Below are 23,439 nucleotides of genomic sequence, written 5' to 3' on the forward strand. Positions count from 1 at the left end.
GCGGCTGGGATGATGGGCGCATGCCTGACGTCGACATCGCGCCGCTCGTCGACGCCGTCGACGTCATCCGGCTCGTGGGGCCGCGCCCGTTCTCGCGGGCGAAAGGATATGCGCGCGACGGCCGCGTCGGCGACATCTCCTACGACCCCGTCGACGACCTCGTCTCGGCGACGGTGCGGGGCAGCGCCGGCGACGACTACCGCTGCGAGATCGTGCTCCGCCCGGCCCGCGGCGAGTACGCCCGCCCCTCTCGCAGCACCTGCACCTGCTACCTGGGCGGCGACTGCAAGCACGTCGCGGCCGTCCTCCTCGCCAACAACACGCGCCTCCTGACCCCCCTCGCCGGAGGCGCGGGGCCCGTCGCCGGAACCGCCTCCGCTCCCGGCTCACCGGCCTCCGCCCCCGGCGCCGACGTGACGGCCGACGCCGACGCCGCCCCCGACTGGCGGTCCCACCTCGGCGGCCTCACCGACCGACCGTCCCCGCGGGACGCCCGCACGACCTCGATGGGCCTGCTGCTCGAGCTGCGGCCTCGGCTGCGGGGCTCCCGGTCGCGCTGGGACGCCGACAGCGCCCGCGTCGGCCCGAGGGACGCCCCGGGGCCGACCACCCCGACGGGCCCGGCCTCGCTCGACGGGCCGCCGTCGTGGCGGCTGGGGGTCCGACCCGTGACGCTCAGCCGCACCGGCAACTGGGTGCGCGGCGACCTCACCTGGACGTCGCTGCCCTACCAGATGAACCGCCTCGCGATCGCCCCCGAGCAGCACTCGTGGTTCGGCCAGTTCGCGGCCCTGCACCGGTCGGCCGTGGCGACCTACACCCCCGGCGAGAGCGACTGGCTCTTCCTCGACGACTTCGCGAGCCCGCTCCTCTGGCCCCTGCTGGCCGAGGCCGAGCGGCTCGGCATCTCGCTCGTGACGGGAAAGCGGGCCACCGACGTCACCGTCGGGGGCGAGGCGCGCGTCACGGTCGACGCCCGCCATGCCGACGACGGCTCGCTCGTGCTCTCGACCGGCGCGACGATCGACGGCATCCACCACGCCGCCGGCTCGGTCGCGCCCGTCGCCGACCACGGCCTCTACGTCGCGACGCCGCAGCCGCACCTCGCGGTGCTGCTCGCGCCGACCCCCTCGCCGATCAGCCCCGACCAGCGTCGCCTCCTCACGACGGCCCGCGACGTGGTGGTGCCCGCCGGCGACTCCGACGAGTTCCTCCGCGAGTGGTACCCGTCGCTCCGGCAGAGCGTCGTCGTGACGAGCCGGGACGAGTCGGTGGCCTTCCCCGAGGTGCTGCCGCCACGGCTGGTGCTCACGGTCACCTTCGGTGCCTCGGACGGCGTCGCGCTCGCCTGGTCGTGGCGGGTGGCCGGGCGCACCGAGCCCCTCACGGACCACGCCCCTCTCCCCGGCGGCCTCGACGACCTCGGGCCGAGCAGCCGCGGCTCGACGCTCCGCGACGTGGCGGCCGCCGAGTTCGTCGCGACGCGCCTGCCCGCGCTCGAGGCCCGCGACGACCTCGTCGTCGAGCTCGTCGGCGAGCGCCCCGACTACCGCGAGCTGACCGAGGCCCCGCACCTCACGGTGACGACCGTCGAGACCGAGAAGCGCGACTGGTTCGACCTCGGGGTGCTCGTGACGGTCGAGGGGCGAACGGTGCCCTTCGTTCCGCTGCTCACCGCGCTGGCCAAGGGCAAGAAGAAGATGGTGCTCGTCGACAAGTCGTACCTGTCGCTCGACCACCCCGCCTTCGACGAGCTCAAGCGGCTCATCGACGAGGCGACCGGGCTCGACGAGTGGGAGGTCGGTCCGCGCCTCAACCGCTACCAGGCCTCGCTCTGGTCCGAGTTCGACGACCTCGCCGACGCGACGGTCCAGGCTGATGCCTGGCAGCGCACCGTCGGGGGCCTGCTCGCGCTGACGAGGGGGCCTGGCGACGAGCCCGACGGCGCGGCGGACGACGGCGTGGCGAGCGACGGCGACCCGGCGGCCGCGTCCGTCGTCGGGCCTGTCGCCGTGCCGGCCGGGCTGCGGGCCGAGCTGCGGCCGTACCAGGTCGACGGCTTCCGCTGGCTGGCCTTCCTCCACGAGCACGGCCTCGGCGGCGTGCTCGCCGACGACATGGGGCTCGGCAAGACCGTCCAGACCCTCGCACTCGTCGCGCACGTCCGCGAGTCGGAGGCCCGCACCCGCGCCCACGAGGCGGTGTCGAGCGCCGGCGAGGCCGAGACGCCCGACGGGGAGGCGCCTCCTCCCTCCCCGAGACCACGCCCCTTCCTGGTCGTCGCGCCCACCTCCGTCGTGGCGAACTGGGTGACGGAGGCGGCACGCTTCACGCCCGACCTGACGGTCCGCGCCGTGACGACGACCGAGGCGAAGGGACGTCGTCGCCTCGCCGCGGCCGCCGAGGAGGCCGACGTCGTCGTCACGTCGTACGCCCTGTTCCGCCTCGACTTCGCCGAGTACGCCCGTCACGAGTGGGCCGGGCTGGTCCTCGACGAGGCGCAGTTCGCCAAGAACCCGTCGTCGCAGGCTCACCGCTGCGCGGTCGAGCTCGACGCGCCCTTCAAGCTCGCGATCACCGGCACGCCCCTCGAGAACGGGCTCACCGACCTCTGGGCCCTCTTCCACGTGACGGCTCCCGGGCTGCTCTCGACGAGCAGCCGCTTCGCCGACGACTACGTGAAGCCCCTCGCGACCGGAGAACGACCGGAGCTGCTGCAGAAGCTGCGCACGCGCATCCGGCCCCTCATGCTCCGCCGCACGAAGGAGCTGGTCGCCGCCGACCTGCCGCCCAAGCAGGAGCAGCTGCTGCGGGTCGACCTCGCCCCGCAGCACCGCGAGCTGTACGACGCCTTCCTCCAGCGCGAACGCCTCAAGCTGCTCGACCTCATCGACGACCTCGACCGCAACCGGTTCATCGTGTTCCGGTCGTTGACCCTGCTCCGCATGCTCGCGCTCGACGCGGGCCTGATCGATCCCGAGTACGACGACGTCCCCTCGGCGAAGCTCGACCAGCTGCTCGACGAGCTCGACGACGTCGTGGCCGGAGGGCACCGGGCGCTCGTCTTCAGCCAGTTCACGTCGTTCCTCGGCCGGGTCGCCGCGCGCCTCGAGGCGCGCGGCGTCGCCCACGAGTACCTCGACGGCTCGACGCGGCGTCGGGCCGAGGTCATCGACGGGTTCCGGCAGGGCGCCTCCCCGGTCTTCCTGATCAGCCTCAAGGCGGGCGGGTCCGGCCTCAACCTCACCGAGGCCGACTACGTCTTCCTGCTCGACCCGTGGTGGAACCCGGCCTCCGAGGCGCAGGCCGTCGACCGCACGCACCGCATCGGCCAGACGAAGAACGTCATGGTCTACCGGATGATCGCGAACGACACCATAGAAGAGAAGGTGCTCGCCCTGCAGCAGAAGAAGGCCGCCCTCTTCGACGCGGTCGTCGACGACGACGCCGTGTTCAGCTCGGCGCTGACGGCCGACGACATCCGGGGACTCCTCGATCCCTGAGCGGCTCGCGAGGGGCGGTGAGCACCTCGAGGTGATCCGCGCCTCCGAGTTCGCCGGACCCTGGGGCACGGCGCCGCGTAACGTCCGCCGCATGGACGCCGCCGAACCGACCCCCGAGCCAACGTCGACCCGTTCTCCCGAGCAGGAGGCGGCCGAGCTCGCCCTCGCCATCGTCTCGCAGGCCACCGCGATCACGCAGGGCGACGACGAGGCGCTCGACGCGAGCGACGCGAACCTCCGTGAGGTCGTCGCCGACCAGGCCGACGACCCGCTGACCGAGCGGCAGGAGGCGGTCGTCGCCACCCTCGGGACCGCCGGCGGAGCCCTCGCCGCCGGGCTCAGCAACGCCCTCGCCGAGGCCCGCGGCGTCGACCCGGCCGACGTCCTCAACGCGACGGCCCGCTCGATCGTCGACCACGCCGACGACGACCCCACCGCCGACCCCGACGGGCGCCGGCTCGGCTGACCCGCCCCCGGGCACGCTCCCGCGTCACGTCGTCGGCATCGCGTCACGTTCTCCCGCGACGTGACGCACGGAACGTGTCGCGACACGACCTCGCCGGGCCTGCCGCGTTGCGGCCCGCGCGCCACCCGAGCTGTCCTTCACGTGCCCGCCGCGTGCCGACCCGCGACGCCTCGCGGACTGGCACTTGTGGGCGGGACGCCGCAGGCGTAGCTTCCCCCTCCAACGGGGGTCACCCGACACCCCGCGACTCGTGCGAGCGCCTGCTGGGGGCGGTCGGTCGCCCGCGCGTCGCCACAGCTCCACGACCAGAGAAGAACGACGATGTTCGACACCCGATTCATCCGCCGCGCCGCCGTGCGCAGCAGCGAGAACCCGACCGACCGACGCAATTTCCTCATCGCGCTCGGCGCCGCGGGGGTGACAGGCGGGGCCGCCCTGGCGGTCGCCGGCAGCCCGGGCAGAGCCGCGGCCGCGACCAGCGAGATCTCGCCGTCCGACCAGGCGATCTCCGACTCCGCGATCCTCAACTTCGCGCTCAACCTCGAGTACCTCGAGGCCGAGTTCTACCTGCGGGCGACGAGGGGCACCGGCCTGCCGTCGAACCTCGTCGACGGGATCGACCCGCAGGGCCCGGTCACCGGCGGCAAGGCGGTGCCGTTCCAGAACCGGTCGTTGCGGCTGCTCGCGCAGGAGATCGCGCAGGACGAGCTGTCGCACGTCTCGTTCCTGCGGACGGCGCTCGGCGGGGCGAAGGTCTCCCGCCCGGCGATCGACTTCACGACCAGCTTCACGGCGGCGGCCCGAGCAGCCGGGCTCGTCGGGGCGACGGCGACCTTCGACCCGTTCGCCGACGAGCAGTCGTTCCTGCTGGCGGCCTTCCTCTTCGAGGACGTCGGGGTCACCGCCTACAAGGGAGCCGCGCCCCTCATCTACAACAAGACCTACCTCGGCGCGGCGGCCGGCATCCTCGCCGTCGAGGCGTACCACGCGGGCGCGATCCGCAAGACGATCTTCGACTTCGGGCTGCAGGCGCCCGCGACGCGGTTGTCGAACCTCCGCGACGCCGTCGACGGCTCGACCGACGACGACCAGGGCCTCTCGCAGACGAGCGGCTTCACGCCGACCGACGCGTCCGGCATCGCCTACGGACGGCTGCCCAGCCGCGTGCTCAACATCGTCTACCTGACGCCGAACCAGATCGACAAGGGCGGGTTCTTCCCGCAGGGCGTCAACGGCGCGATCGTCGCGAGCGGCAACCCGGGCAGCGCGGTGTGAACCGGAGGCGGAGGGCACCGCAGAGGGCAGTCGCCGTCGGGGCGGCCCTCGCCGCGGTGCTCGGGGCGGCGGGCTGCTCGTCGTTCGTCGGGCCCGTCGCCCCCGAGGGGCGGGTGCCGACGTCGAGCGCGAGCGCGGAGGCCACCGGCACCGCGCCTCCGGACGGCCCGTCGGAGGACGCCCTCGCCCGCACTCCGCCGACGGTCTCGCCCGCGCCCGTGGACGAGGCCCTCGTGGACCGCGTGACGACGGCGATCACCGCGCCCGAGGCCTGTGGGCGCGGCGAGACGCTCGTGACGGGCGGGGACGCTGCCGGGCTCGGCCCCGCCGGCTCCGGCTCGATCGCGGTCGCCCGGTCGGCCGCGTCGACGACACCTGTCGTTGCGACTGCCGGACGGTCCGGAGGCGCGGTGCTGCCCTCCGGCACCGGTCCCGCCACCGTCGCGGTCGCCTTCGCCTGCACCGTCGACGGGTCGCCGTGGCCGCAGGTGATCGGCCTCTACGACGACGACCTGTCGCCGGTCGGCAGCGTCGACCTGGGCTCGTTCGACGCGACGGACCAGGCCGTCGTCGGCGCGCTCCGCTTCGACGACGGGTCGCTCCAGGTCGCGTGGGAACGGTCCGACGCCGACGGCGCCGGCCTCTGCTCGACCGACGGCGGACCCGACGACCGCGTGGGGACGTTCACGCTCGGCGAGGCCGGCTTCGTCACCGCGACGGCCGTGCGGACCACGAACTGCTGAGCCGGCCCGGGCGAGCAGCAGGCCGCGCTCAGCGCGCGGTCGCGACCACGGCGTCCCCGAGCCGCCGCAGCAGCTCCTCCCCCGCCATCACCCCGTCGGCGTCCGTCACGGTGAGGTTCGCCGCCGTGAACGCGACGTCGTGAAGCTCGCCGTGAGCGGGCCGGAACGCACCCGTCGCGGCCTCGAGCATCCCCTGGTCGAGCAGCGAGTCGCCCGCCGCGAACACCGTGTCGGCACCGGTGCGGAGACGCACCTCCTCGAGGGCCGCCGACTTCGTCACCGGCCGGGGCACGCAGTAGACCTTGCGTCCCTGCAGCGAGACCGTCCAGCCGAGCTCGTCGCAGCGCGCGGCGAGGTCGACGACGGCCTGCTCGGGCATCTCGGCGCGGTCGACGACGGCGTAGACGAAGAGCTCCTCGGCGGCCTTGACGGTGTGGGTCCACGCGGCCCAGTGCTGGTCGGTGAGGAGCGCCTCCACCTGTCCCAGCGGGGCGCACGCCTCGGCGACCCGCCGGTCGACGGCGCGGCGCCACGCCTCGTCGGGCACGCCGTCGACGAGCAGCGTGCCGCCGTTCGTCGTCACGGAGTGCGTCGGCCGCACGCCCGGCAGCCGCACCCGGCGGTACTGCGCCACCGTGCGCGTCGTCACGGGCACGAAGTGCGCGGTCTCGTCGACGCGGGCCAGCAACGCCTCGGAGGCGCGGGTCAGGAACGAGATCGGCACGCCCCCGTAGACCTCCGCCACGAGCAGCTCGGGGGCGTCCTGGTCGTCGCCCTCGAGCCGCAGGGCGGCGGCGGAGTAGATCAGGGTGCGGTCGAGGTCGCAGGCGACGACGACGGGCAGGCGGCTCATCGGGCGTCCTGCCCGGCGCCCGGCGTGACCCCGGCGCCCGGCGTGACCCCGGCGCCCGGCACGATCCCGGCGTCCGCGGCCCGCACCGCGCGCCCGTCCGCCCCGGTCGCCCCCGCGGTGTGCACGGGGTGGATCAGCCCGACGCAGCTGTACGGCAGCTCGTCGACGACCTCGACCGGCACCCCGCGCTGCGACGCGAGCAGCAGCACGTGCTGCACCTCGTCGACGGCGTCGGCGCGGACGAGCACCTTCCACGGGACGCGCCGCAGCAGCACCCGCGTCGTCTCGCCGACCCCGGGCTTCACGAGGTTGACGTCGTGGATGCCCTGCTCGACGCTGATGCGCTCGACGGCCTCCCAGCCGGCCCAGGTCGGGCCCGCGGCGCGCTCCGGGTCGCCGGCCGCCTCCGCGACGAGACCGTCGACCTCCTCGACGACCGCGGCGAACCGCGACGACACCTCGTCGACGAACGCCCGCGACACGTCGACCTCGGCGAGGTCGGCGTAGAACTTGCCGCCGTGGAAGTCGCCGGGGCCGATGATCCGCCGGTTGTAGACGGTCCGCGAGACGAGGCCCGACACGGTCGAGTTGAGGCACGCCGACGGGATGAGGAAGTCGTCGCGCGTCCCCCAGGTCGACGCGCAGCGGCCCGGGTCGGCGAGCACGGCGAGGTCGTCGCCGAAGCGCACGCCGTCGCTCGCGGCGAAGGCGTCGAGCGCCTCGGTCAGCTCGCGCGTGATCGCGCCCTTGCCCGTCCAGCCGTCGACGAAGACGATGCGCGCGGGGTCGTGCTCCCGGGCGAGCCAGCGCAGCGCGACCGGGTCGAGCCCGACGCCGCGCACGATGCTCATCGTCAGGTGCGGGGCGTCGACGCCGCGCACCTCCCGGGCCCAGCGCCGCATGAGGATGCCGACCGGCGTGCCGGCCCGCGCCAGCGAGACGAAGACCGGCGCCTCGGCGCGGGCCTCGAGCGCGAGGTCGGTGACGACTCCGACGGCCGTCGCGACGCGCGTGGCGGACCGGAGCAGCGCCTCCTCGTACAGGGCCTGGTACTCCGCGGTCGGCTGGTACTCGATCGGCAGCGACTCGGCGTAGTTGGCCGTGCCGCCCTGCAGGGTCGCCTCGCGCTCGTGGGCCGGGGCCTCGAGCTCGACGTCGCCGAGGTCGGTGAGCAGCCAGCGGACGTCGTCGGCGTCGTACGAGCCGAAGGCCGGCCCGACGAGCGGCTCGGGCAGGGGCGGCGCCTCGGTGCCGACGGGGACGGAGGTGCCGACGGGGACGGAGCTGCCGACGGTCTCGGAGCCTCCGACGGTCTCGGCAGGGGCGGCGGTCTCGGCGGGGGCGGCGGGCGTGGCGGGGTGCATCGGTGGCCTCTCGGTCATCGGGGTGGTCGGTGGGGCAGGTGCGTCGGACGAGGGACGGCGGCCGGTGCTGCGGCCGTCAGGCGCCGGCCGCGGGCAGCAGCACGACGACGACCCGGTCCGCGACCGCGGCGAGGGCCGACGTCACACCGTCGGGCCCCGCCAGGTCGGCGGGGTCGGTGCCCGGCTCGGGCATCAGCACGACGACGCCGGCACGTCGGCCGCCGCGGGTGAGGTTGTAGGCGAAGCGGGGCCCCGGGCCGTCGACCGTGCGGTCGTGGCTGCGGAACGTCACGGAGCTCGCCACGGCGTAGCCCCTGTCGTCGAGCACGGCGATGGGCGAGCGGGTCGTCGACGACACGCGCGTGGGGAGGTGCCGGTCGAGGGCGTGCGCGACCGCGAGCGGCACCGACAAGAACTCCTCGGTGCCGAGCACGACGACCGGAGGCGCGTCGCCGCCGTGCCCGTCGGCCCGCCCTCCCGAGACGGCCGCGACCAGCGCCGCCGAGACGGCCTCGGCGTCGACGCGCTCGCTCGCCGCGTCCACCCCGAACCGCTCCGAGCGCACCGGCTCGACGACCTCGCGCAGGTCGAGCGTCACGACCTCCCCGACCGCGCCGACGTCGCCGCGACCGCCGACCTCGCCGCGACCGGGAGCGACGGCGTCAGCACCAGCGCCCGCGCCCGCGCCCGCGAACTCCGCCACGACCTCGGCACCGCGGGCCAGCACGTCGGTCGGCAGCTCGATCCCGCCGTCGCCGAGCGCGACCACGTCGACGCGGGTGTCGAGCTCGAGCGCCAGCTCGTCGAAGGCCCGGCGGTCGTCCGCCCCGCGCAGGTCGATGAGCGCCGCGACGACCCAGCGGGCCTGGGGCACGCGGGCGTGCAGGTCACGGATCGTGTCGACGACCGTGGCGCCCGTGCTGAGCTCGTCGTCGACGAGCACGACGGTGCCCCCGACCCGCAGACGCGACGGGTCGGTCGGCAGCAGCCGGTGGCTGGTGGCGTGCGAGTGCGCCTCCTCGAAGGCGCCGAACGCGACGGCCCCGACCGGGTCGTGCCGCGTCGAGTGCAGGTACCACGAGCCGAGCGCGTCGGCGACGAGGCGCCCGAGCCCGGTGGCCGTCTCGGCGTAGCCGAGGGTCGCGACCTCGGGGTGCGGCGACCGGAGGGCCGCCAGCGACGCGCGCAGGTCGGCGAGCTCCGTCCGGAGGCGCGTGAGGTCCTCGCCCGTCGCGTCCCGGTCGTCGAGCACCGCGGCGAAGCGGGCGGCGAGCTCCGTCAGGCGTCCGTCCCGGCCCGCCGCGTCCAGCCCCGCGAGCTCGTCGTCGAGGTCGTCGCGCAGGGCGAGCTCGACCACGGTGCCGAGCAGCTCGCCGGCCGTGATCGCGAGCGCGGGCACGGTCGGCACGTGCTTGGCGAGCACGGTGGAGACGAGCAGGTGGGCACGGCGGGGGTTGCGGCGGAGGGCGAGGCCGACGAGCGGCTCGACGGGCACGAGCGACCGGGGCGACGAGCGGACCCGCACGCCGAGGCGCTCGTGCACGACGGTGCTCTCGCGGGAGGGGACGCCGGGCACCGGTGCTCCGGGCCCGGCGACGAGGTCGGGCCCCGCGGTCGGGTCGGGAGCGGTGCCGGGGGTCACGCCGCGCCTCCGGCGGGGGTCAGCGACGTCTCGCGCATGCTCGCCTCGAGCAGGTCGACGAAGGTGACGCCCTCGAGCGCGACGCCGAAAGCGGCCGCCCGCAGCAGCGTGCGCTCGGCCCAGGCGGTGTGCGGCTTCATCTCGTTCATCTTGTTGCCGTAGGGCGAGGCGACGGCCCCGCCGCCGCGACGGCCGACGACGGCCTGGGCGTCGAGGAACTCCTCGTGGCTGACGACGCTCATCGCGTGCACGAGGGCGACGTGGGTCGGGTGGATGACGGTCTTGCCGGTGATGCCGTTCGCCTGGTCGAGGGCGATCTCGCGCAGCAGGCCGTCGAAGTTCGACAGCAGCAGCTCCTTGCGCAGTTGCATGTCGTCGGCCTCGACGAACGGCGTCATGCGCAGCTGCGGACGCAGCATCCGCTCGGTGTTGACGTAGTGCTCCCAGACCGGGCCGCTGATGACGAAGCCGCGCTCACGGCGGCCCAGCACGTTGACGATGTCGGCGATGACCGAGGCGACGACCCCGACGTCGTAGATCGTGAGGTCGCGCGAGCGGCGGAGGCCGAACGCGCTCGCGAGGTCGGTGGCGCCGATGCGGACGGCGAGCACGTCGTCGCGGTTCCGGTCGAGCACGGCGGTGATGCCCTCGAGCGCCGACGCGCGGCTCTCGGCGTGGATCATCACGGGCGACTCGAGGATCGGCATGACGCGGAGACGACGGCGTCCGTCGCCGCCCGCCTGGTCGAAGCGCTCGTGGATCTCGTGCAGCACCGCGAAGAAGCGGTCGGCGTAGCCCGACTGGTTCTCGAACTTCGGGATCACGAAGCCGCTGAGCACGTCGAGGGCGTCGCCCGCGCGCTCCGCGACCCTCGCCATCTGCTCGGGGGTGCGCACGCGCACGAACAGCATCGGCACGGCCGGCGCGACGTCGTCGGGGTCGGCCCCGCCGGCGACGGCCCGCGCCGCCGAGACCTGCTCGGCCCGGAGCTCGAGCAGCGCGGCGACGACGGCGTCCTCGGCCTGCTCGACCTCGTCGTCGGCGACGCTGTCCTCGAGGCAGAGCACCATGCTGAGGCACCCGCGCGCGGCCTGCTTGTGCACGGCGGCGACGAGGCCCGGCCGGGTGCCGGGACAGTAGAGCGTCGCGCCGAGGGCGACCGCGAGCAGCGGGGCCGGCGAGTCGAGCTCGAGTCGCTGCGGCAGCGTGTGGAAGACGAGCGACGCCTGCTCGTCGCTGAGGAAGCCGAAATGGCGCATGGGCGATTATGACCTGGCCGGCACGGAGTCGCCGGGACGTTCCGGGATCGAGTAGCCGAACCTCTGGTGGACGAGGGATGGCGTCAGGGTGTCCGGCAGGGTGACCCGACGCAGCTCGAGCCGGCCGTCGACGACGAGCAGCGACAGGGCGACCCGCTCGCCGGGCCCGGGCGGGTCGACGGCGAGCGTGCGGTCGCCGGGCAGGTCGACGCGCAGCCATGCCCCGTCGCCCGCGACGACGTGCGCACGCCGCAGCTCGCGGACGTGGCGCAGGGTGACGAGGACCTCGTCGCCGTCGAACGCCACGAGCGGGCGGTTGCCGCTCGTGACGACGCTGTCGCCCTGGCGCTCCCCCGAGGCGAAGGCCGCGCCGTCGACGAGCTCGGTGCTCTCCCACATCGCGTGGACGCCGCCCACGACGGCGAGCGTGCCGATCGCGGAGCGGCGGGGCGAGAGCCGCACGAGCGGCGACTCGGCCCCGAGCTCGCGCACGCCGGCGAGGTCGGGCGCGACGAACGGCTGCGGCCGGACGACCCGCCGCGGCCGGGACGGCGACGCGGCGCCGCCCGCCGACACGCCCGGCGCTCCCGGCGCTCGCGGCGGCGATGCCAGTGCGGGTGCCGGCGCCGGCGCGATCGGCGGTCGGGCCGTCGCCGGTGCCGACGTGGCCGGGCCGACGCGGCCGCCCAGCACGAGCCCCGCCCCCGACGAGGAGGCGCGGGTCGGCTCCCCCGCCCCGCCGCCGGTCGCCGTCGTCGCCGTCGGCACCGCGGTCTCGGGCAGCGGCGCCGGCCCGGGCTTCACCCGCCGCCGGAGGAACGGCAGGTCGGTGCGGAGCGGTCGGTCGACCACGTCAGAGGGCGATCTTGAAGTCGCGGGCGACGCCGGAGAGACCGGTCGTGTAGCCCTGGCCGAGCGCGCGGAACTTCCAGTCGGACCGGTGACGGTAGAGCTCGCCGAAGAGCATCGCGTCGATGCGGTGGTTGTCGTCGCTCGGCACGACGAAGCGCACGAGGTCGCGGCCGTCCTTCGTCGCCACCCGCATGCTGGCCTGGCGGACGGCGCCGAAGGTGCCGAGGCCGCGCCGGTCGGGGTCGACGTACACGACGAACACGATCTTCTGGACGTCGTCGGGCACGAGGCGGAGGTCGACGTCGATCTGCTCGTCGTCCACCGCGCCTCCCCGGGAGGGCTGCTCGTCGAAGGCCACCGAGCCGTCGGCCGACTCGATCTGGTTGAAGAACACGACGTCGTCGCCGGTGCGGGCCGTGTCGTCGGCCCCGCAGAGGATCGCGAGCGGCACGAGCTCGGGCTGCGGCCCGCGGCTCGGCGTGCTCTGCCACGAGAACCCGACGAGCAGCTCGTGCACGTCGGGGTTCTCGGCCGTGAGGGCGGCGTTGCCGCCCGGGACCATCTCGGCCATCAGGGTCCTTCCAGTCGCAGGGCCGGGTCGTCCTCGAACTTCGAGCGGAGGAAGCGGCCGTGCGTCGACAGCTCCTCGATCGCGCCGAGGCGGATCTGGTTGACGAAGTCGAGCACGGTCTCGTGCACGAGGCCGAGCTGGTCGACGAAGAGGCCGGTGGGTCGCGAGTCGTCGCGGCGGTCGGCGGCCGGCAGCGTGAGGTAGCGGCGGAGCGGCTCCGGCACGTGGTCGCCGACGAGCTGCTCGAGCAGCACGCGCTGCTCGGTCGACGCGCCCTGCGACTCGATGAGGGCGACGGCGTCGCGCAGCTCGTCGACGATCTGCAGCAGCCGCGAGATCACGAGCGTCGGCAGGCGCCCGCTGCCGCCGTCGATCATCGCGACGAGCCGGTCGAGGTCGGTCGCCTCGGCCGCCGCCGCCCCCGGCTGCGCGAGCCCCGAGGCCGTGCCCGTCATCGCCGCGAGGTCGCTCCCGGAGACGGCGGACGGGCGCGCCGCGTCGTCGCGGTCGCGCCCGAACAGCCTGCCGAAGACCACGGTGCCGTCTAGGAGCGCGGGGTCGAGCCGTCGCCCAGGGCGGCGCGCGTGGCCGCCTGGCCGACCTCGGCCGCCTCGCCCTGGCGGCTGCGCTCGAGGTAGGGCTTGGCGCGCGTGATGCCGGCCTCGAGGGCCTGCACGGTGCCGGCCATGTTCTGCGCCGCCTGCGAGCGGAACGTGTCGATCGAGTCCATGGTCGCGAAGACGTTGTCGAACGCCTTCTGCAGCGTGTCGACGCTGACGCCGGACGACGAGGCCTGCTCGTGGATGCGCGCGGTCTGGTCCTTCAGCATCTCGCTCGTCTGCAGGATCATGTTGTTCGTCGTCGTGTTGATCGCGTCGATCTGGTCGAGCACCATCTTCTGGTTCGCCAGCGCCGCGGCCACCGTGACGGCGGTGCGGAGCGCCGCGATCGTCGTCGTGCGTGCGCGGTCGACGCCCTTGACGAGCTCGACGTTGTTCTTGCGGATCAGGTCCATCGCGAGGTAGCCCTGCACCGACACGGCGAGCTGCGTGAGGATGTCCTGACGGCGTTGACGGATCGGGAAGAGCACGTCGGCCTCGAGCTTCTGGGCCTGCTCGAGCTGACCGGAGGCCTTGGCCTGGTCGATCTTCTCGGTGGCCGCGGTGTCGAGCGCGTCGGCGAAGACGGCGTACTCGCTGAGCTGCCCCATGGTCTCCCAGAGCTGCTGCTTCTCGCCGGCCAGCGCGGCGTTGTCCTTGAGGAGCTCGTCCTTGCCGGACATGAGCGACTTGATGATCGCGTCGAGCTGGGTCTGCGCCGACTCGTACTTCTGGAAGTACTTCGCGAGCTTGTTGCCCCCGGGGATGAAGCCGAGGATCTTGCGGCCGACGCCGAGGTCGGCCTGGTTCGGGGTGAGGTCCTCCACCGTCGAGCGGAGCTCGCCGAGGGTGTTCGCGACCTTGATCTGCGCGCTGTCGCCGCCGCGCTTCGCCCCGGCGACCGACGAGGTCGACCGCTCGAGCATGCGGGTCGAGTAGCCGCTCGACGAGGTCATCTCCGAGCTCGCGAGCGTCGAGATGCCCTCGACCTTCTCGGTGAACTCGGGCGCACGGGGGTCGAGGGTCGACACGTCGCGGATGAACTCCTGCGCCTGACGGCGGATCTCCGCCTGGCGGTCGTCCGGCACGGGGATCATGCCCGGCGCGGCCTCGGGCTGCACGATCGCCGGGGCGTCGGGCGCCCGGAGGACGAGGTCGCCCGACTCGTCGGGGTCGGGCGGGGTGAGGGTCATGCTCATGGTCGTGTCCAGTCTCGATGGTCGACGGGCGGGGCGGCCCGGGGTCGCACGCGGATGCGCCCCCGGAGCCGATCCTAGGGAAGCCTCAGCCGAAGGTGACGCCGTAGTCGCCCGCGATGCCGGCGAGGCCGGTCGTGTAGCCCTGGCCCACGGCCTTGAACTTCCACTCCGAGCCGCTGCGGTAGACCTCGGCGAAGATCATGGCCGTCTCGGGGGCGGCGTCCTCGCTGAGGTCGAAGCGCACGATCTCTTTCTCGTCCTGGTCGAGCACGCGGCAGTAGGCGCCGCGCACCTGGCCGAAGTTCTGTCGGCGCTCGTCGGCCTGGTCGATCGACACGGCGATCACGACGCGCTCGATGTCGGCCGAGACGCTCTTGAGGTCGATCGAGATCTGCTCGTCGTCGCCCTCGCCCTCGCCCGAGCGGTTGTCGCCGAGGTGCTTGACGGAGCCGTCGGCCGCCTCGGTCTGGTTGTAGAAGATGAAGTCGGCCGACGAGCGGACCTTGCCGCTGGCCGAGACGAGCAGCGCCGAGGCGTCGAGGTCGAAGGCCTCGCCGCTGGTCGTGCGCGGGTCCCAGCCGAGGCCGACGGTCGCGACCGTCAGGCCGGGGCTCGTCTTCGTGAGCGAGAGGTTGTTGCCCTTCTGGAGGGAGAGTCCTGCCATGGTGCTGCCTGCTTCCTGGTGTGGTGGTGCGGGGTCGGTGTGGTCGTGGTGCAGGGCCGGCCGGCGAGGTGCCGGCCCCCGCGCGTCCGGCGCGGGCGCCGGACGACGCGCGGGGCCCTCAGTCGAGGACGATGCCGAAGTCGGTGGCGATGCCGTACAGGCCGGTCGAGTACCCCTGGCCGACGGCCCGGAACTTCCACTCGCCGGAGTTGCGGTAGATCTCGGCGAAGATCATCGCCGTCTCGGAGGCGGCGTCCTCGCTGAGGTCGTACCGGACGACCTCGAGCTGGGTGTCCTCGTTGACGACGCGGCAGAACGCGTCGCGCACCTGGCCGAAGTTCTGCCGTCGGACGTCGCCCTGGTCGATCGTGACGCAGATCACGATGCGGTCGACGTCGGCGGGCACGATCGACAGGTCGATGCGGATCTGCTCGTCGTCGCCGTCGCCCTCGCCGGTGCGGTTGTCGCCGAGGTGGGTGACCGAGCCGTCGGGCGTCGCGAGCTGGTTGTAGAAGATGAAGTCGTCCTGCGACCGCACCTTGCCGTCGGCGCCGAGGATCAGCGCCGACGCGTCGAGGTCGAACGCCGTCCCGGCCGTGGTGCGCGGGTCCCAGCCGAGCCCGACCACGGCCCGCTGGAGGCTCGGGTCGGCCTTCGAGAGGGAGAGGTTGTGGCCCTTCGAGAGGGTGAGGCTGGCCATGGTGCTGATCGTCCTTCCGTCCGGTGGTGCGGTCGTGCGGTGCTGCCGTGTCGCGGGTCGCGCTGTGCTGCGGGTCGCTCGGGTCAGAGCGCCTGGCTGGCCGGGCCGACGAGGTCGGGCACGGCCCGCCCGTTCGCCCGCTCGCCGATGGCCGTGAACGACCATCCGTCGGCGCCTCGCGACACCTTCGCCATGACCATGGCGGTGTGCGAGCCCGAGTCGGTGAGCTGGTAGCGAGCGACCTCGGGGCTGCCCGCCGACGAGTCGTCGACGACGCGGCAGAAGGCGTTCTGCACCTGGTCGAACGTCTGGCGGCTGTAGCTGCTGATGACGAACACGATCTGGCTGACGCTCGGCGACACGGCCGTGAGGTCGATCATGATCGTCTCGTCGTCGCCGTCGCCGGCCCCGGTCAGGTTGTCGCCCGTGTGCCGCGCAGAGCCGTCCTTGCTCTGCAGCTGCTGGAACCAGACGTAGTCGAGCGGCGTGCCCGACGCGTCGAAGAAGATCGCCGAGGCGTCGAGGTCGACGTCGGCCTCCTTCTTGAGACCGCCGAAGAAACCGCGCTTCGCGGGTGTCGCGCTGTCCCAGCCGAGGCCGAGGCGGACCTTCGAGAGCTGCCCCCCGTCGGCCTTCTTGAGGCTCAGCGACTGGCCCTTCTGCAAGCTCAGACCCATGGTGTTCTCCTTCGACTCCGGTGTGGGGCCGACCGACCTCGTGGGCGGTCGACGTGACTCATTGCTGGTCGTCTGCTGACGATCCTGGCCGAACCACCTGGATCGGTCCTGCACGTCGACTGGGCGAGCCGTCGATCCGGAGGTGTGGGGCGCCTCCGGTCAGCCCACCACGTCGGCCGGCGTCGCGTCCGCCGAGTCGGTGCTCGCGGCGAGCCGCTTGTTGCGCACGAGGGAGCTGACGAAGGCCGCGAGGATGAAGACGACGCCGATCAGGCCCGTGACGACCTCCTCGACGTGGACGCTGATCGAGATGAGCAGGATGGTCGCGAGGGCGCCGATCGCCCAGTGGGCGCCGTGGTCGAGGTAGACGTAGTCGTCGAGGGTGCCGGCCCGCACGAGGAAGACCGTGAGCGACCGCACGAAGATCGCGCCGATGAGGCCGAGGCCGAGGGCGATGAGGATCGGGTCGGAGGTGATGGCGAAGGCGCCGATGACGCCGTCGAACGAGAACGACGCGTCGATGACCTCGAGGTAGAGGAAGAGCAGGAAGGCCGCGCGGCCCACGACGTTGCCGCCCGTGTTGCGGGGCGCCCCGGCGATCTTCTCGGCCCGGGCCGCGACCTCGTCGGGGTCGACGTCGTCGTCGTCGTTCTCGTCGTCGACCTCGAAGAGCGAGCCGAGGCCCGTCACGAGGAAGTACGCGATCATGCCGCAGGCGCCGGCCACGAGCACGACGGCCTGCTTCTCGCCGGCGGCCAGCGAGGCCACGACGAGCGCGGCCAGGCCGATCACGACGGAGGCGCTGCCGAGCTTGCCGACCCAGGCGAACGCGAGCTCGGGGATGCGCAGCCAGCGGATGTCGCGGTCGTCGAACATGAAGTCGAGGAAGAGCATCAGCAGGAAGATGCCGCCGAACGCCGCGATCTGCGGGTGCGCGTCGTTGAGGATGTACGCGTACGTGCCCGGCTCGTCGATGCTGCCCTGCTCGAGCGCGAGCCGCACGGCCTCCACCGGGTTCAGCTGCGCCGTCACCGCGACGATGAGCAGCGGGAACAGGATGCGCATGCCGAGCACCGCGACGAGGATGCCGACGGTGAGGAACATCTTCTGCCAGAAGGCGCTCATCCGCTCGAGGATGCGCGCGTTCACCACGGCGTTGTCGAAGCTCAGGCTGATCTCGAGGATGCCGAGCACGCCGACGAGGATCAGCGCCTCCAGCCCGCCGTAGACGAAGCCCACGGCGAGGGCGATGACGGTCACGATCAGCGACCCGGTGAATGTCTTGAAGAACACGGTGCGACTCCCCTGGCCGACGGGTCGGCCCGTCGGCTGCCGGGTCGCGCGTCGACCCGGGCGGGCGGTGCGCGAGCGGCCGCCGGGGCGGCTGCGTGCACGCTCTGCAGTATATGGGCGGCGCCCCGGGCGGGCCGGGTCCTCCCCGCGGCGGTCGGCTCCTACACTCGAGGGCGTGTCAGTACTCACCTCAGCGGCCCCCGCCGACGAGTCCCCGCCGACCCGCGCCTCCTGGTCGGTGACGGCGTGAGCGACGGCCCCCGGGCGTACGACCCGCCACCTCGCGACCCGCGTCGGCAGGCCGACGCCGAGGCGGCGAAGGAGGCGCGGCGCGGCCCCCGCGACCCGGCCGCCCCGCGCGTGCCCCGCGCCCGTCGTCGCCGCGTCGACGCGCAGGAAATGCGGGACGTGCGGGCGCGGCTGCGCGGCACGATCTACGAGGGCACGACCCCGCAGCACGGCCGGCTCGGCGACCTCTACTCGCCGCGCCAGATCGTCGACTTCTGCCTCGACCTCGGCGAGGTGATGCTCGCGTCGGGCGCCGACGTCCGCACCGTCGAGGTGGCCATCGTCGCCGTCGGCACGAAGTGGAACCTCGCGCCGCTCGAGCTCGACATCACGGGCACGGCCATCACGATCCAGTACGCGCCGCTCGACGGCCCGCCGCTCGTCAAGGTGCGGGTGGTCAGCGCCGAGGGCAGCGACCTGCACCGGCTGTCGCTCGTCTACCAGATCGTCGACGAGCTGCTGCACGACGACCGCGACATGACGAGCGCTGTCGAGGGGCTCGTCGCCGTGCTCGGGTCGCCGCCGCGCTGGCCCACCTGGATCACCGACGCGGCCATGGGCCTCTTCGGCGTCTCGGTCTCGCTGCAGGCCGGCGGAACGGTGACGGGGGCGCTCGGGGCGTTCCTGCTCATGGTCGGCGTCATGAACCTCGGCCGCTGGCTGACGCGCAAGGGCATCCCGCAGTTCTTCGTCGTCGCGCTGCAGTCGGCGGGCGTGGCGACGCTCGGCACCCTGGCGATCTGGTCGGGCGCGCTGACGGCCGCCGGCGCCGCGGCGATGGTCGCGGCGGTGGTGGTGCTCGTGCTGCCGCACGTGACGATCGTGACCTGGGCACAGGACGCGATCTCGGGCTTCCGGGCCATGGCCCTGTCGCGGGCCCTCGTGATCGGCCTGATCGTGGCGGGCATCGTCGTGGGCATCCCCGCCGGGCTCGCCCTGACCTCGGGGGCGTCGATCGAGGTCGACCCCACCGACATCACGCTGCGGGCGCTGCCGCTCTGGCTCTCGGTCATCGCGACCTTCTTCGCGGCCTCGGCCACGGCGGTGACGCAGGGCGCGAACGCGCGGGTCGTGCCCGCGGCGATCGCCGTCGCGCTCGTCGGCACGGTCGTCGTCTGGAGCCTCAAGACGCTCGGGGTGCCGCTGCTCGGCGCGACCTTCGTCACGGCGACGCTGCTCGGCGCTCTGAGCACCGTGGCGGCCGCGCGGCTGCGGGTGTCGGCGACGGCGATCGCGGTGCCGGCCTTCTGCGGCTCGCTGCTGCCGTCCCTCGCGGTCGCGTCGGCGCTGCTCAACTTCATGGCGGGCACCGACGGCGCCGAGGTCGACTTCGTCGCGTCGATGCTGACGACGCTCGCCATCGGCGCCGGGCTCGTGCTCGGCAACCTGCTCGCCACGCCGGGCGCGCGCCGGTACCTGCGGCGCCGGACCAAGCGCGTCGTCGTGCAGTCGCAGCGGCTCGACACGTCGCCGATCGGGATCATCCCGTCGTCGGGCGCGGGGGCCGGTGCGGCGGGGGCTGCTGCTGCCGGTCCGGGCGGGGTCGGCTCGAACGGGGCCGGCTCGGGTGGGGCAGGCTCGGGTGGGGCAGGCTCGGGCGTCGCTGGCTCGGCTCCGTCGTCGCCGCCGGACGACGGGCAGATGCTCGGCGGGCCGCCCGCGGGCGGCCCACTAGCGTGAGGGGACGCGCTCCGGCGCATCCCCGTTCCCCGAGGTGAGACGACGATGACTCCTTCCTTCCCTGCCGGTCCCGCAGTCGGTGCCGCCGGTCCTTCGGTCCGGCTGCGCCCTGCGACGGCGGACGACGCGCCCTTCCTCGCCGAGATGCTGCTCGCCGCGTTCGCGTGGACCGGCGACCGCGACGAGATGACGCTCGCCTGGCTGCGGAGCCAGCCCGAGGTCTGGCACTACGTCGACGCCTGGCCCCGCGCGGGAGACCTCGGCGTCGTGGCGGTGTCGGCGGAGGGCGAGCCGCTCGGCGCCTCCTGGTGTCGGCTGTTCGCGGAGGACGACCGCGGCTACGGCTTCGTCTCGACCGACGTGCCGGAGCTCAGCATGGGCGTGGCCGCCGCCCACCGCGGCCGCGGGCTGGGCGGGCGGCTGCTCGACGCCGTGGTCGAGGAGGCGCGCGGTCGTTCGCTCCCCGGCGTCAGCCTCAGCGTCGAGGACGGCAACGACCGGGCCCGGGCCCTCTACGAGCGGCGCGGCTTCGTGGTCGTCGGTCGCGAGGGCGACTCGGACGTGATGCTGCTGACGTTGTGAGGCCCGAGTGAGGTCGCCGCCCCTCAGCGCCTCCCGCACATCACCCCCTCCCGCGTCGCGAGCTGTGCATCGCGGCACGTTCTTGCACGACGCGATGAGCAGAACGCGACGCCACGTGTCGACCCCCCGAACGGGGCGGAGCCTGGCTCCCTGCCACGACTCTTTCTGAGCTATCTTCACTCTCGATGGACCCGACCATCGACGAAGACCGCAGGAGAAACCCGTGCCGTACCGCAAGTCGTCCCCGACCGACCGACGCCTCTCGACCGCGGGCCTCGTCGTGCTGCTCGTGCTGGCCGCGATCGTCGTGCTGTTCCTCGCCGTCGGCACCGCCACCGGCGGAATCGGAGGGCTCCTCGTGATCGCCGGGCTGTTCGCGGCGCTCTTCGCGCTCTGGTCGCTCGTGACCGGGCGTCGCGGCCCCCTCTTCCTCCGCTCACGCGGACTCGCGGCCGGCGTGCTCACGATCGCCGTCGTCGCGACGGGCCTCGGTGGCGCGATCCTGCCGAGTGGTGACGACGTCGCCACCGCCGAGAGCTCGTCCCGCCCGGCATCGTTCGCCGAGGCGGCGCCGACCCCGTCCCCCTCCTCGACCGCCGCCGCCGAGCGTCGCCGCGAAGCCGCGGCGAAGAAGTCGGCCGAGGCATCCGCGAAGGCGAGTGCCGAGGCGAAGAAGACCGCGGACGAAGCCGCCGCGAAGGTCGAGGCTGAGCGCGTCGCCGCCGAGCAGGCCGCCGCGGAGGCCGCTGCCGCTGCCGCCGCCCAGGCGGAGGCAGAGCGCGTCGCCGCCGAGCAGGCCGCCGCCGCACAGGCGGAGGCCGACCGGGTGGCGGCCGCACAGGCTGCCGCAGCAGCGGCTGCCGCCGCGCCGGCGCCCGCTGCCCCTGCCGCGCCGTCGTCCACGTACTACAAGAACTGCGACGCCGTACGTGCTGCAGGCGCCGCTCCCATCTACGCCGGGCAGCCGGGATACGCGAGCCACCTCGACCGCGACGGCGACGGGGTCGGCTGCGAGAACTGATCCTCGGGGGGCCGCGAGCTGCGGGTCACGGGTCACGGGCCGCGAGTCGCGGGCCGCGGGCCGCGGGCCGCACGCCGGACGCTTCGAGTCGCCGGACGGCCCGCCGACGGGGTTCGCGCGTCCGGTGCCCGCGTCTCGCGTCACGGCTCGAGCATCGCGTGACGTTCTTCTGCGACGCGACGTGCAGAACGGGAGGCGTCCCCGATGCACCGACTCTCGCCCGGCCGCGGCTTCGACCCCCGTCACCGTGACGGGCCGTCTCCGTCACCGTCCCGGCTCGGGCACGACGAGCGGCCCCGCGGCCGATCCCGTTGAGGCACACCCGGCACGCCCGGGCGCGACACGCCCGCCGGTCCCTTACCCTTGCAGGATGAGCCCCACCGACACGCGCGACGAGATCGACGCCGACACCACCGACTCTGCGCCGACCTTGACCTTCTCCGACCTGGGGCTCAGCGATGCCGTCCTCAAGGCCGTCAGGGAGATCGGCTACGAGACCCCTTCCGCCATCCAGGCGGCCACCATCCCCACCCTCCTCAGCGGCCGTGACGTCGTGGGCCTCGCCCAGACCGGCACCGGCAAGACGGCGGCGTTCGCGCTCCCGATCCTCAGCCGCCTCGACACGAGCGCGAAGAAGCCGCAGGCCCTCGTCCTCTCCCCCACGCGCGAGCTGGCCCTGCAGGTCTGCGAGGCGTTCGAGCAGTTCGCCTCCGGCATGCGCGGCGTCCACGTGCTGCCGGTCTACGGCGGCCAGGCCTACGGCGTGCAGCTCAGCGCCCTGCGCCGCGGCGTCCACGTCGTCGTCGGCACGCCCGGCCGCATCATGGACCACCTCGCCAAGGGCACCCTCGACCTCTCCGAGCTCAAGTACCTCGTGCTCGACGAGGCCGACGAGATGCTGAAGATGGGCTTCGCGGAGGACGTCGAGACGATCCTCGCCGACACCCCCGACGACAAGCAGGTCGCGCTGTTCTCGGCGACGATGCCGGCGCAGATCCGCCGCATCTCGAAGCAGTACCTCAACGACGCCGAAGAGATCACGGTCAAGCAGAAGACCACGACCTCGGCCAACACGACGCAGCGCTACCTGATGGTGTCGTACCCCCAGAAGGTCGACGCCCTCACGCGCATCCTCGAGGTCGAGAACTTCGAGGGCATGATCATCTTCGTCCGCACGAAGAACGAGACCGAGACGCTGGCCGAGAAGCTCCGTGCCCGCGGCTACTCGGCCGCCGCCATCAGCGGCGACGTCGCCCAGGCCCAGCGCGAGCGCACGGTCAACCAGCTGAAGAGCGGCAAGCTCGACATCCTGGTCGCGACCGACGTGGCCGCGCGTGGCCTCGACGTCGACCGCATCAGCCACGTCGTCAACTACGACCTGCCCATCGACACCGAGTCGTACGTGCACCGCATCGGCCGCACCGGTCGCGCGGGCCGCAGCGGTGCCGCGATCAGCTTCGTCACGCCCCGCGAGCGTCGCCTGCTCGGCGCGATCGAGAAGGCCACGCGTCAGCCGCTCACGCAGATGCAGCTCCCCACGCTCGAGGACGTGAACGTCACGCGCCTCGCGCGCTTCGACGACCAGATCACGGAGGCGCTGGCCCAGGAGTCGAGGATCGCCGCCTTCCGCGACATCATCGGCCACTACGTCGAGCACCACGACGTGCCGGAGGCCGACGTCGCCGCCGCCCTCGCCGTCGTGGCGCAGGGCGAGACGCCGCTGCTGCTCGACCCGAAGGACGAGCGCCCCGCTCGCCGCGAGACCGACCGCCCGGCCCGGGACGACCGCGGCTCGCGGGACGACCGCGGTGCGCGCGACGAGCGCGGCACGCGCCCCGAGCGCGGACCGCGCACCTCGAAGCCGATGACCGCCTACCGCATCGAGGTCGGCCGACGTCAGCGGGTCGAGCCTCGCCAGATCGTCGGCGCGCTGGCGAACGAGGGCGGCCTGAGCCGTGACGACTTCGGCGCGATCCAGATCCGGCCCGACTTCTCGGTCGTCGAGCTCGCGTCCGACGTCAGCAGCGACATGCTCGAGCGCCTGGCCGACACCCGCATCAGCGGCAAGCTGATCGAGATCAAGCCGGACCGCCGCAGCGGCGGCGCCCCGCGTCGCGACGACCGCGACGAGCGGCCCGCCCGCAAGCCCCGCTACTGAGGCTCGCCGCCGGGGACGCACCGTGAGGTACGACTCCGGCCGCCGACGGC

General features: G+C 73.6%; 20 protein-coding genes. 8 read left to right on the forward strand and 12 right to left on the reverse strand.

Annotated features, from left to right (window positions below; translation table 11 throughout):
• The first annotated feature begins 20 nt into the window (after nucleotides 1-20).
• The 4 genes from EDF38_RS08590 to EDF38_RS08605 all read left to right on the forward strand — a co-directional run bounded on the left by EDF38_RS08590 (nucleotide 21) and on the right by EDF38_RS08605 (nucleotide 5,987).
• Complete coding sequence (locus EDF38_RS08590; protein ID WP_123354844.1) at nucleotides 21-3,503, forward strand: DEAD/DEAH box helicase; 3,483 nt, start codon at nucleotides 21-23, stop codon at nucleotides 3,501-3,503.
• 91 nt (nucleotides 3,504-3,594) lie between these two features.
• On the forward strand, nucleotides 3,595-3,969 hold the full coding sequence (locus tag EDF38_RS08595; protein ID WP_123354845.1) for a hypothetical protein: 375 nt from the start codon (nucleotides 3,595-3,597) through the stop codon (nucleotides 3,967-3,969).
• Nucleotides 3,970-4,290: 321 nt separating this feature from the next.
• Nucleotides 4,291-5,244 carry a ferritin-like domain-containing protein gene (locus tag EDF38_RS08600; protein ID WP_123354846.1) on the forward strand — a complete coding sequence of 318 codons (954 nt, stop codon included), beginning with the start codon at nucleotides 4,291-4,293 and terminating at the stop codon, nucleotides 5,242-5,244.
• Nucleotides 5,241-5,987, forward strand: a complete 747-nt coding sequence (locus EDF38_RS08605; protein ID WP_158613335.1) for a hypothetical protein — start codon at nucleotides 5,241-5,243, stop codon at nucleotides 5,985-5,987. Before EDF38_RS08600 ends, EDF38_RS08605 begins: the two co-directional genes overlap by 4 nt.
• Nucleotides 5,988-6,015: 28 nt before the next feature.
• Here the strand turns inward: EDF38_RS08605 and EDF38_RS08610 are convergent, their stop codons facing one another.
• From EDF38_RS08610 to EDF38_RS08665, 12 genes are all read right to left on the reverse strand, one after another.
• Nucleotides 6,016-6,840 (reverse strand): HAD family hydrolase, encoded by an 825-nt coding sequence (locus tag EDF38_RS08610; RefSeq protein ID WP_123354848.1) that lies wholly within the window; start codon nucleotides 6,838-6,840, stop codon nucleotides 6,016-6,018.
• The gene (locus EDF38_RS08615) at nucleotides 6,837-8,204 is read right to left on the reverse strand and encodes a cysteine protease StiP family protein (protein ID WP_233572307.1); all 1,368 of its coding nucleotides are present in this window, start codon (nucleotides 8,202-8,204) and stop codon (nucleotides 6,837-6,839) included. The genes EDF38_RS08610 and EDF38_RS08615 overlap by 4 nt, the downstream gene beginning before the upstream one ends.
• A gap of 76 nt (nucleotides 8,205-8,280) precedes the next feature.
• The gene (locus EDF38_RS16060; protein ID WP_123354850.1) at nucleotides 8,281-9,846 is read right to left on the reverse strand and encodes a phosphoribosyltransferase domain-containing protein; all 1,566 of its coding nucleotides are present in this window, start codon (nucleotides 9,844-9,846) and stop codon (nucleotides 8,281-8,283) included.
• Entirely contained in the window at nucleotides 9,843-11,105 is a 1,263-nt protein-coding gene (locus EDF38_RS08625) for an HpcH/HpaI aldolase/citrate lyase family protein (RefSeq protein WP_123354851.1), read from the reverse strand. Before EDF38_RS08625 ends, EDF38_RS16060 begins: the two co-directional genes overlap by 4 nt.
• A gap of 6 nt (nucleotides 11,106-11,111) precedes the next feature.
• Entirely contained in the window at nucleotides 11,112-11,957 is an 846-nt protein-coding gene (locus EDF38_RS08630) for a hypothetical protein (protein WP_123354852.1), read from the reverse strand.
• 1 nt (nucleotide 11,958) lies between these two features.
• On the reverse strand, nucleotides 11,959-12,528 hold the full coding sequence (locus EDF38_RS08635; RefSeq protein WP_123354853.1) for a TerD family protein: 570 nt from the start codon (nucleotides 12,526-12,528) through the stop codon (nucleotides 11,959-11,961).
• Entirely contained in the window at nucleotides 12,528-13,064 is a 537-nt protein-coding gene (locus EDF38_RS08640; RefSeq protein ID WP_123354854.1) for a hypothetical protein, read from the reverse strand. The genes EDF38_RS08635 and EDF38_RS08640 overlap by 1 nt, the downstream gene beginning before the upstream one ends.
• 8 nt (nucleotides 13,065-13,072) lie before the next feature.
• Nucleotides 13,073-14,326: a toxic anion resistance protein gene (locus EDF38_RS08645; protein ID WP_233572308.1), complete on the reverse strand. Its 1,254-nt coding sequence runs from the start codon at nucleotides 14,324-14,326 to the stop codon at nucleotides 13,073-13,075.
• Between the two features lie 85 nt (nucleotides 14,327-14,411).
• Nucleotides 14,412-14,990: a TerD family protein gene (locus tag EDF38_RS08650; protein ID WP_123354855.1), complete on the reverse strand. Its 579-nt coding sequence runs from the start codon at nucleotides 14,988-14,990 to the stop codon at nucleotides 14,412-14,414.
• 118 nt (nucleotides 14,991-15,108) lie between these two features.
• Nucleotides 15,109-15,690: a TerD family protein gene (locus EDF38_RS08655; RefSeq protein ID WP_123354856.1), complete on the reverse strand. Its 582-nt coding sequence runs from the start codon at nucleotides 15,688-15,690 to the stop codon at nucleotides 15,109-15,111.
• 83 nt (nucleotides 15,691-15,773) lie between these two features.
• Entirely contained in the window at nucleotides 15,774-16,367 is a 594-nt protein-coding gene (locus EDF38_RS08660) for a TerD family protein (RefSeq protein ID WP_123354857.1), read from the reverse strand.
• Nucleotides 16,368-16,526: 159 nt separating this feature from the next.
• Nucleotides 16,527-17,660, reverse strand: a complete 1,134-nt coding sequence (locus EDF38_RS08665; protein ID WP_123354858.1) for a DUF475 domain-containing protein — start codon at nucleotides 17,658-17,660, stop codon at nucleotides 16,527-16,529.
• A 246-nt stretch (nucleotides 17,661-17,906) separates the two neighbouring features.
• Here EDF38_RS08665 and EDF38_RS08670 point away from each other — a divergent pair, with 246 nt between their 5' ends.
• The 4 genes from EDF38_RS08670 (at nucleotide 17,907) to EDF38_RS08685 (ending at nucleotide 23,389) form a co-directional block, all read left to right on the forward strand.
• Nucleotides 17,907-19,628, forward strand: coding sequence for a threonine/serine exporter ThrE family protein (locus EDF38_RS08670; protein ID WP_233572309.1), 1,722 nt, complete (start codon nucleotides 17,907-17,909; stop codon nucleotides 19,626-19,628).
• A 45-nt stretch (nucleotides 19,629-19,673) separates the two neighbouring features.
• Complete coding sequence (locus EDF38_RS08675) at nucleotides 19,674-20,210, forward strand: GNAT family N-acetyltransferase (protein ID WP_123354859.1); 537 nt, start codon at nucleotides 19,674-19,676, stop codon at nucleotides 20,208-20,210.
• 223 nt (nucleotides 20,211-20,433) lie between these two features.
• Nucleotides 20,434-21,231 (forward strand): excalibur calcium-binding domain-containing protein, encoded by a 798-nt coding sequence (locus EDF38_RS16065; protein WP_233572310.1) that lies wholly within the window; start codon nucleotides 20,434-20,436, stop codon nucleotides 21,229-21,231.
• A 370-nt stretch (nucleotides 21,232-21,601) separates the two neighbouring features.
• Nucleotides 21,602-23,389, forward strand: a complete 1,788-nt coding sequence (locus EDF38_RS08685) for a DEAD/DEAH box helicase (RefSeq protein WP_123354860.1) — start codon at nucleotides 21,602-21,604, stop codon at nucleotides 23,387-23,389.
• The last annotated feature ends 50 nt before the right edge of the window (nucleotides 23,390-23,439 follow it).

The sequence above is a fragment of the Frigoribacterium sp. PhB160 genome, from assembly GCF_003751785.1.
GTDB lineage: Bacteria > Actinomycetota > Actinomycetes > Actinomycetales > Microbacteriaceae > Frigoribacterium.

Coding starts and splice junctions, on each gene's coding strand:
- EDF38_RS08650 (WP_123354855.1), bottom strand. CDS start 14,990: ATGGCAGGACTCTCCCTCCAGAAGGGCAACAACCTCTCGCTCACGAAG.
- EDF38_RS08590 (WP_123354844.1), top strand. CDS start 21: ATGCCTGACGTCGACATCGCGCCGCTCGTCGACGCCGTCGACGTCATC.
- EDF38_RS08615 (WP_233572307.1), bottom strand. CDS start 8,204: ATGCACCCCGCCACGCCCGCCGCCCCCGCCGAGACCGCCGCCCCTGCC.
- EDF38_RS08600 (WP_123354846.1), top strand. CDS start 4,291: ATGTTCGACACCCGATTCATCCGCCGCGCCGCCGTGCGCAGCAGCGAG.
- EDF38_RS08595 (WP_123354845.1), top strand. CDS start 3,595: ATGGACGCCGCCGAACCGACCCCCGAGCCAACGTCGACCCGTTCTCCC.
- EDF38_RS08675 (WP_123354859.1), top strand. CDS start 19,674: ATGACTCCTTCCTTCCCTGCCGGTCCCGCAGTCGGTGCCGCCGGTCCT.
- EDF38_RS08625 (WP_123354851.1), bottom strand. CDS start 11,105: ATGCGCCATTTCGGCTTCCTCAGCGACGAGCAGGCGTCGCTCGTCTTC.
- EDF38_RS08635 (WP_123354853.1), bottom strand. CDS start 12,528: ATGGCCGAGATGGTCCCGGGCGGCAACGCCGCCCTCACGGCCGAGAAC.
- EDF38_RS08655 (WP_123354856.1), bottom strand. CDS start 15,690: ATGGCCAGCCTCACCCTCTCGAAGGGCCACAACCTCTCCCTCTCGAAG.
- EDF38_RS08645 (WP_233572308.1), bottom strand. CDS start 14,326: ATGAGCATGACCCTCACCCCGCCCGACCCCGACGAGTCGGGCGACCTC.
- EDF38_RS08660 (WP_123354857.1), bottom strand. CDS start 16,367: ATGGGTCTGAGCTTGCAGAAGGGCCAGTCGCTGAGCCTCAAGAAGGCC.
- EDF38_RS08685 (WP_123354860.1), top strand. CDS start 21,602: ATGAGCCCCACCGACACGCGCGACGAGATCGACGCCGACACCACCGAC.
- EDF38_RS08610 (WP_123354848.1), bottom strand. CDS start 6,840: ATGAGCCGCCTGCCCGTCGTCGTCGCCTGCGACCTCGACCGCACCCTG.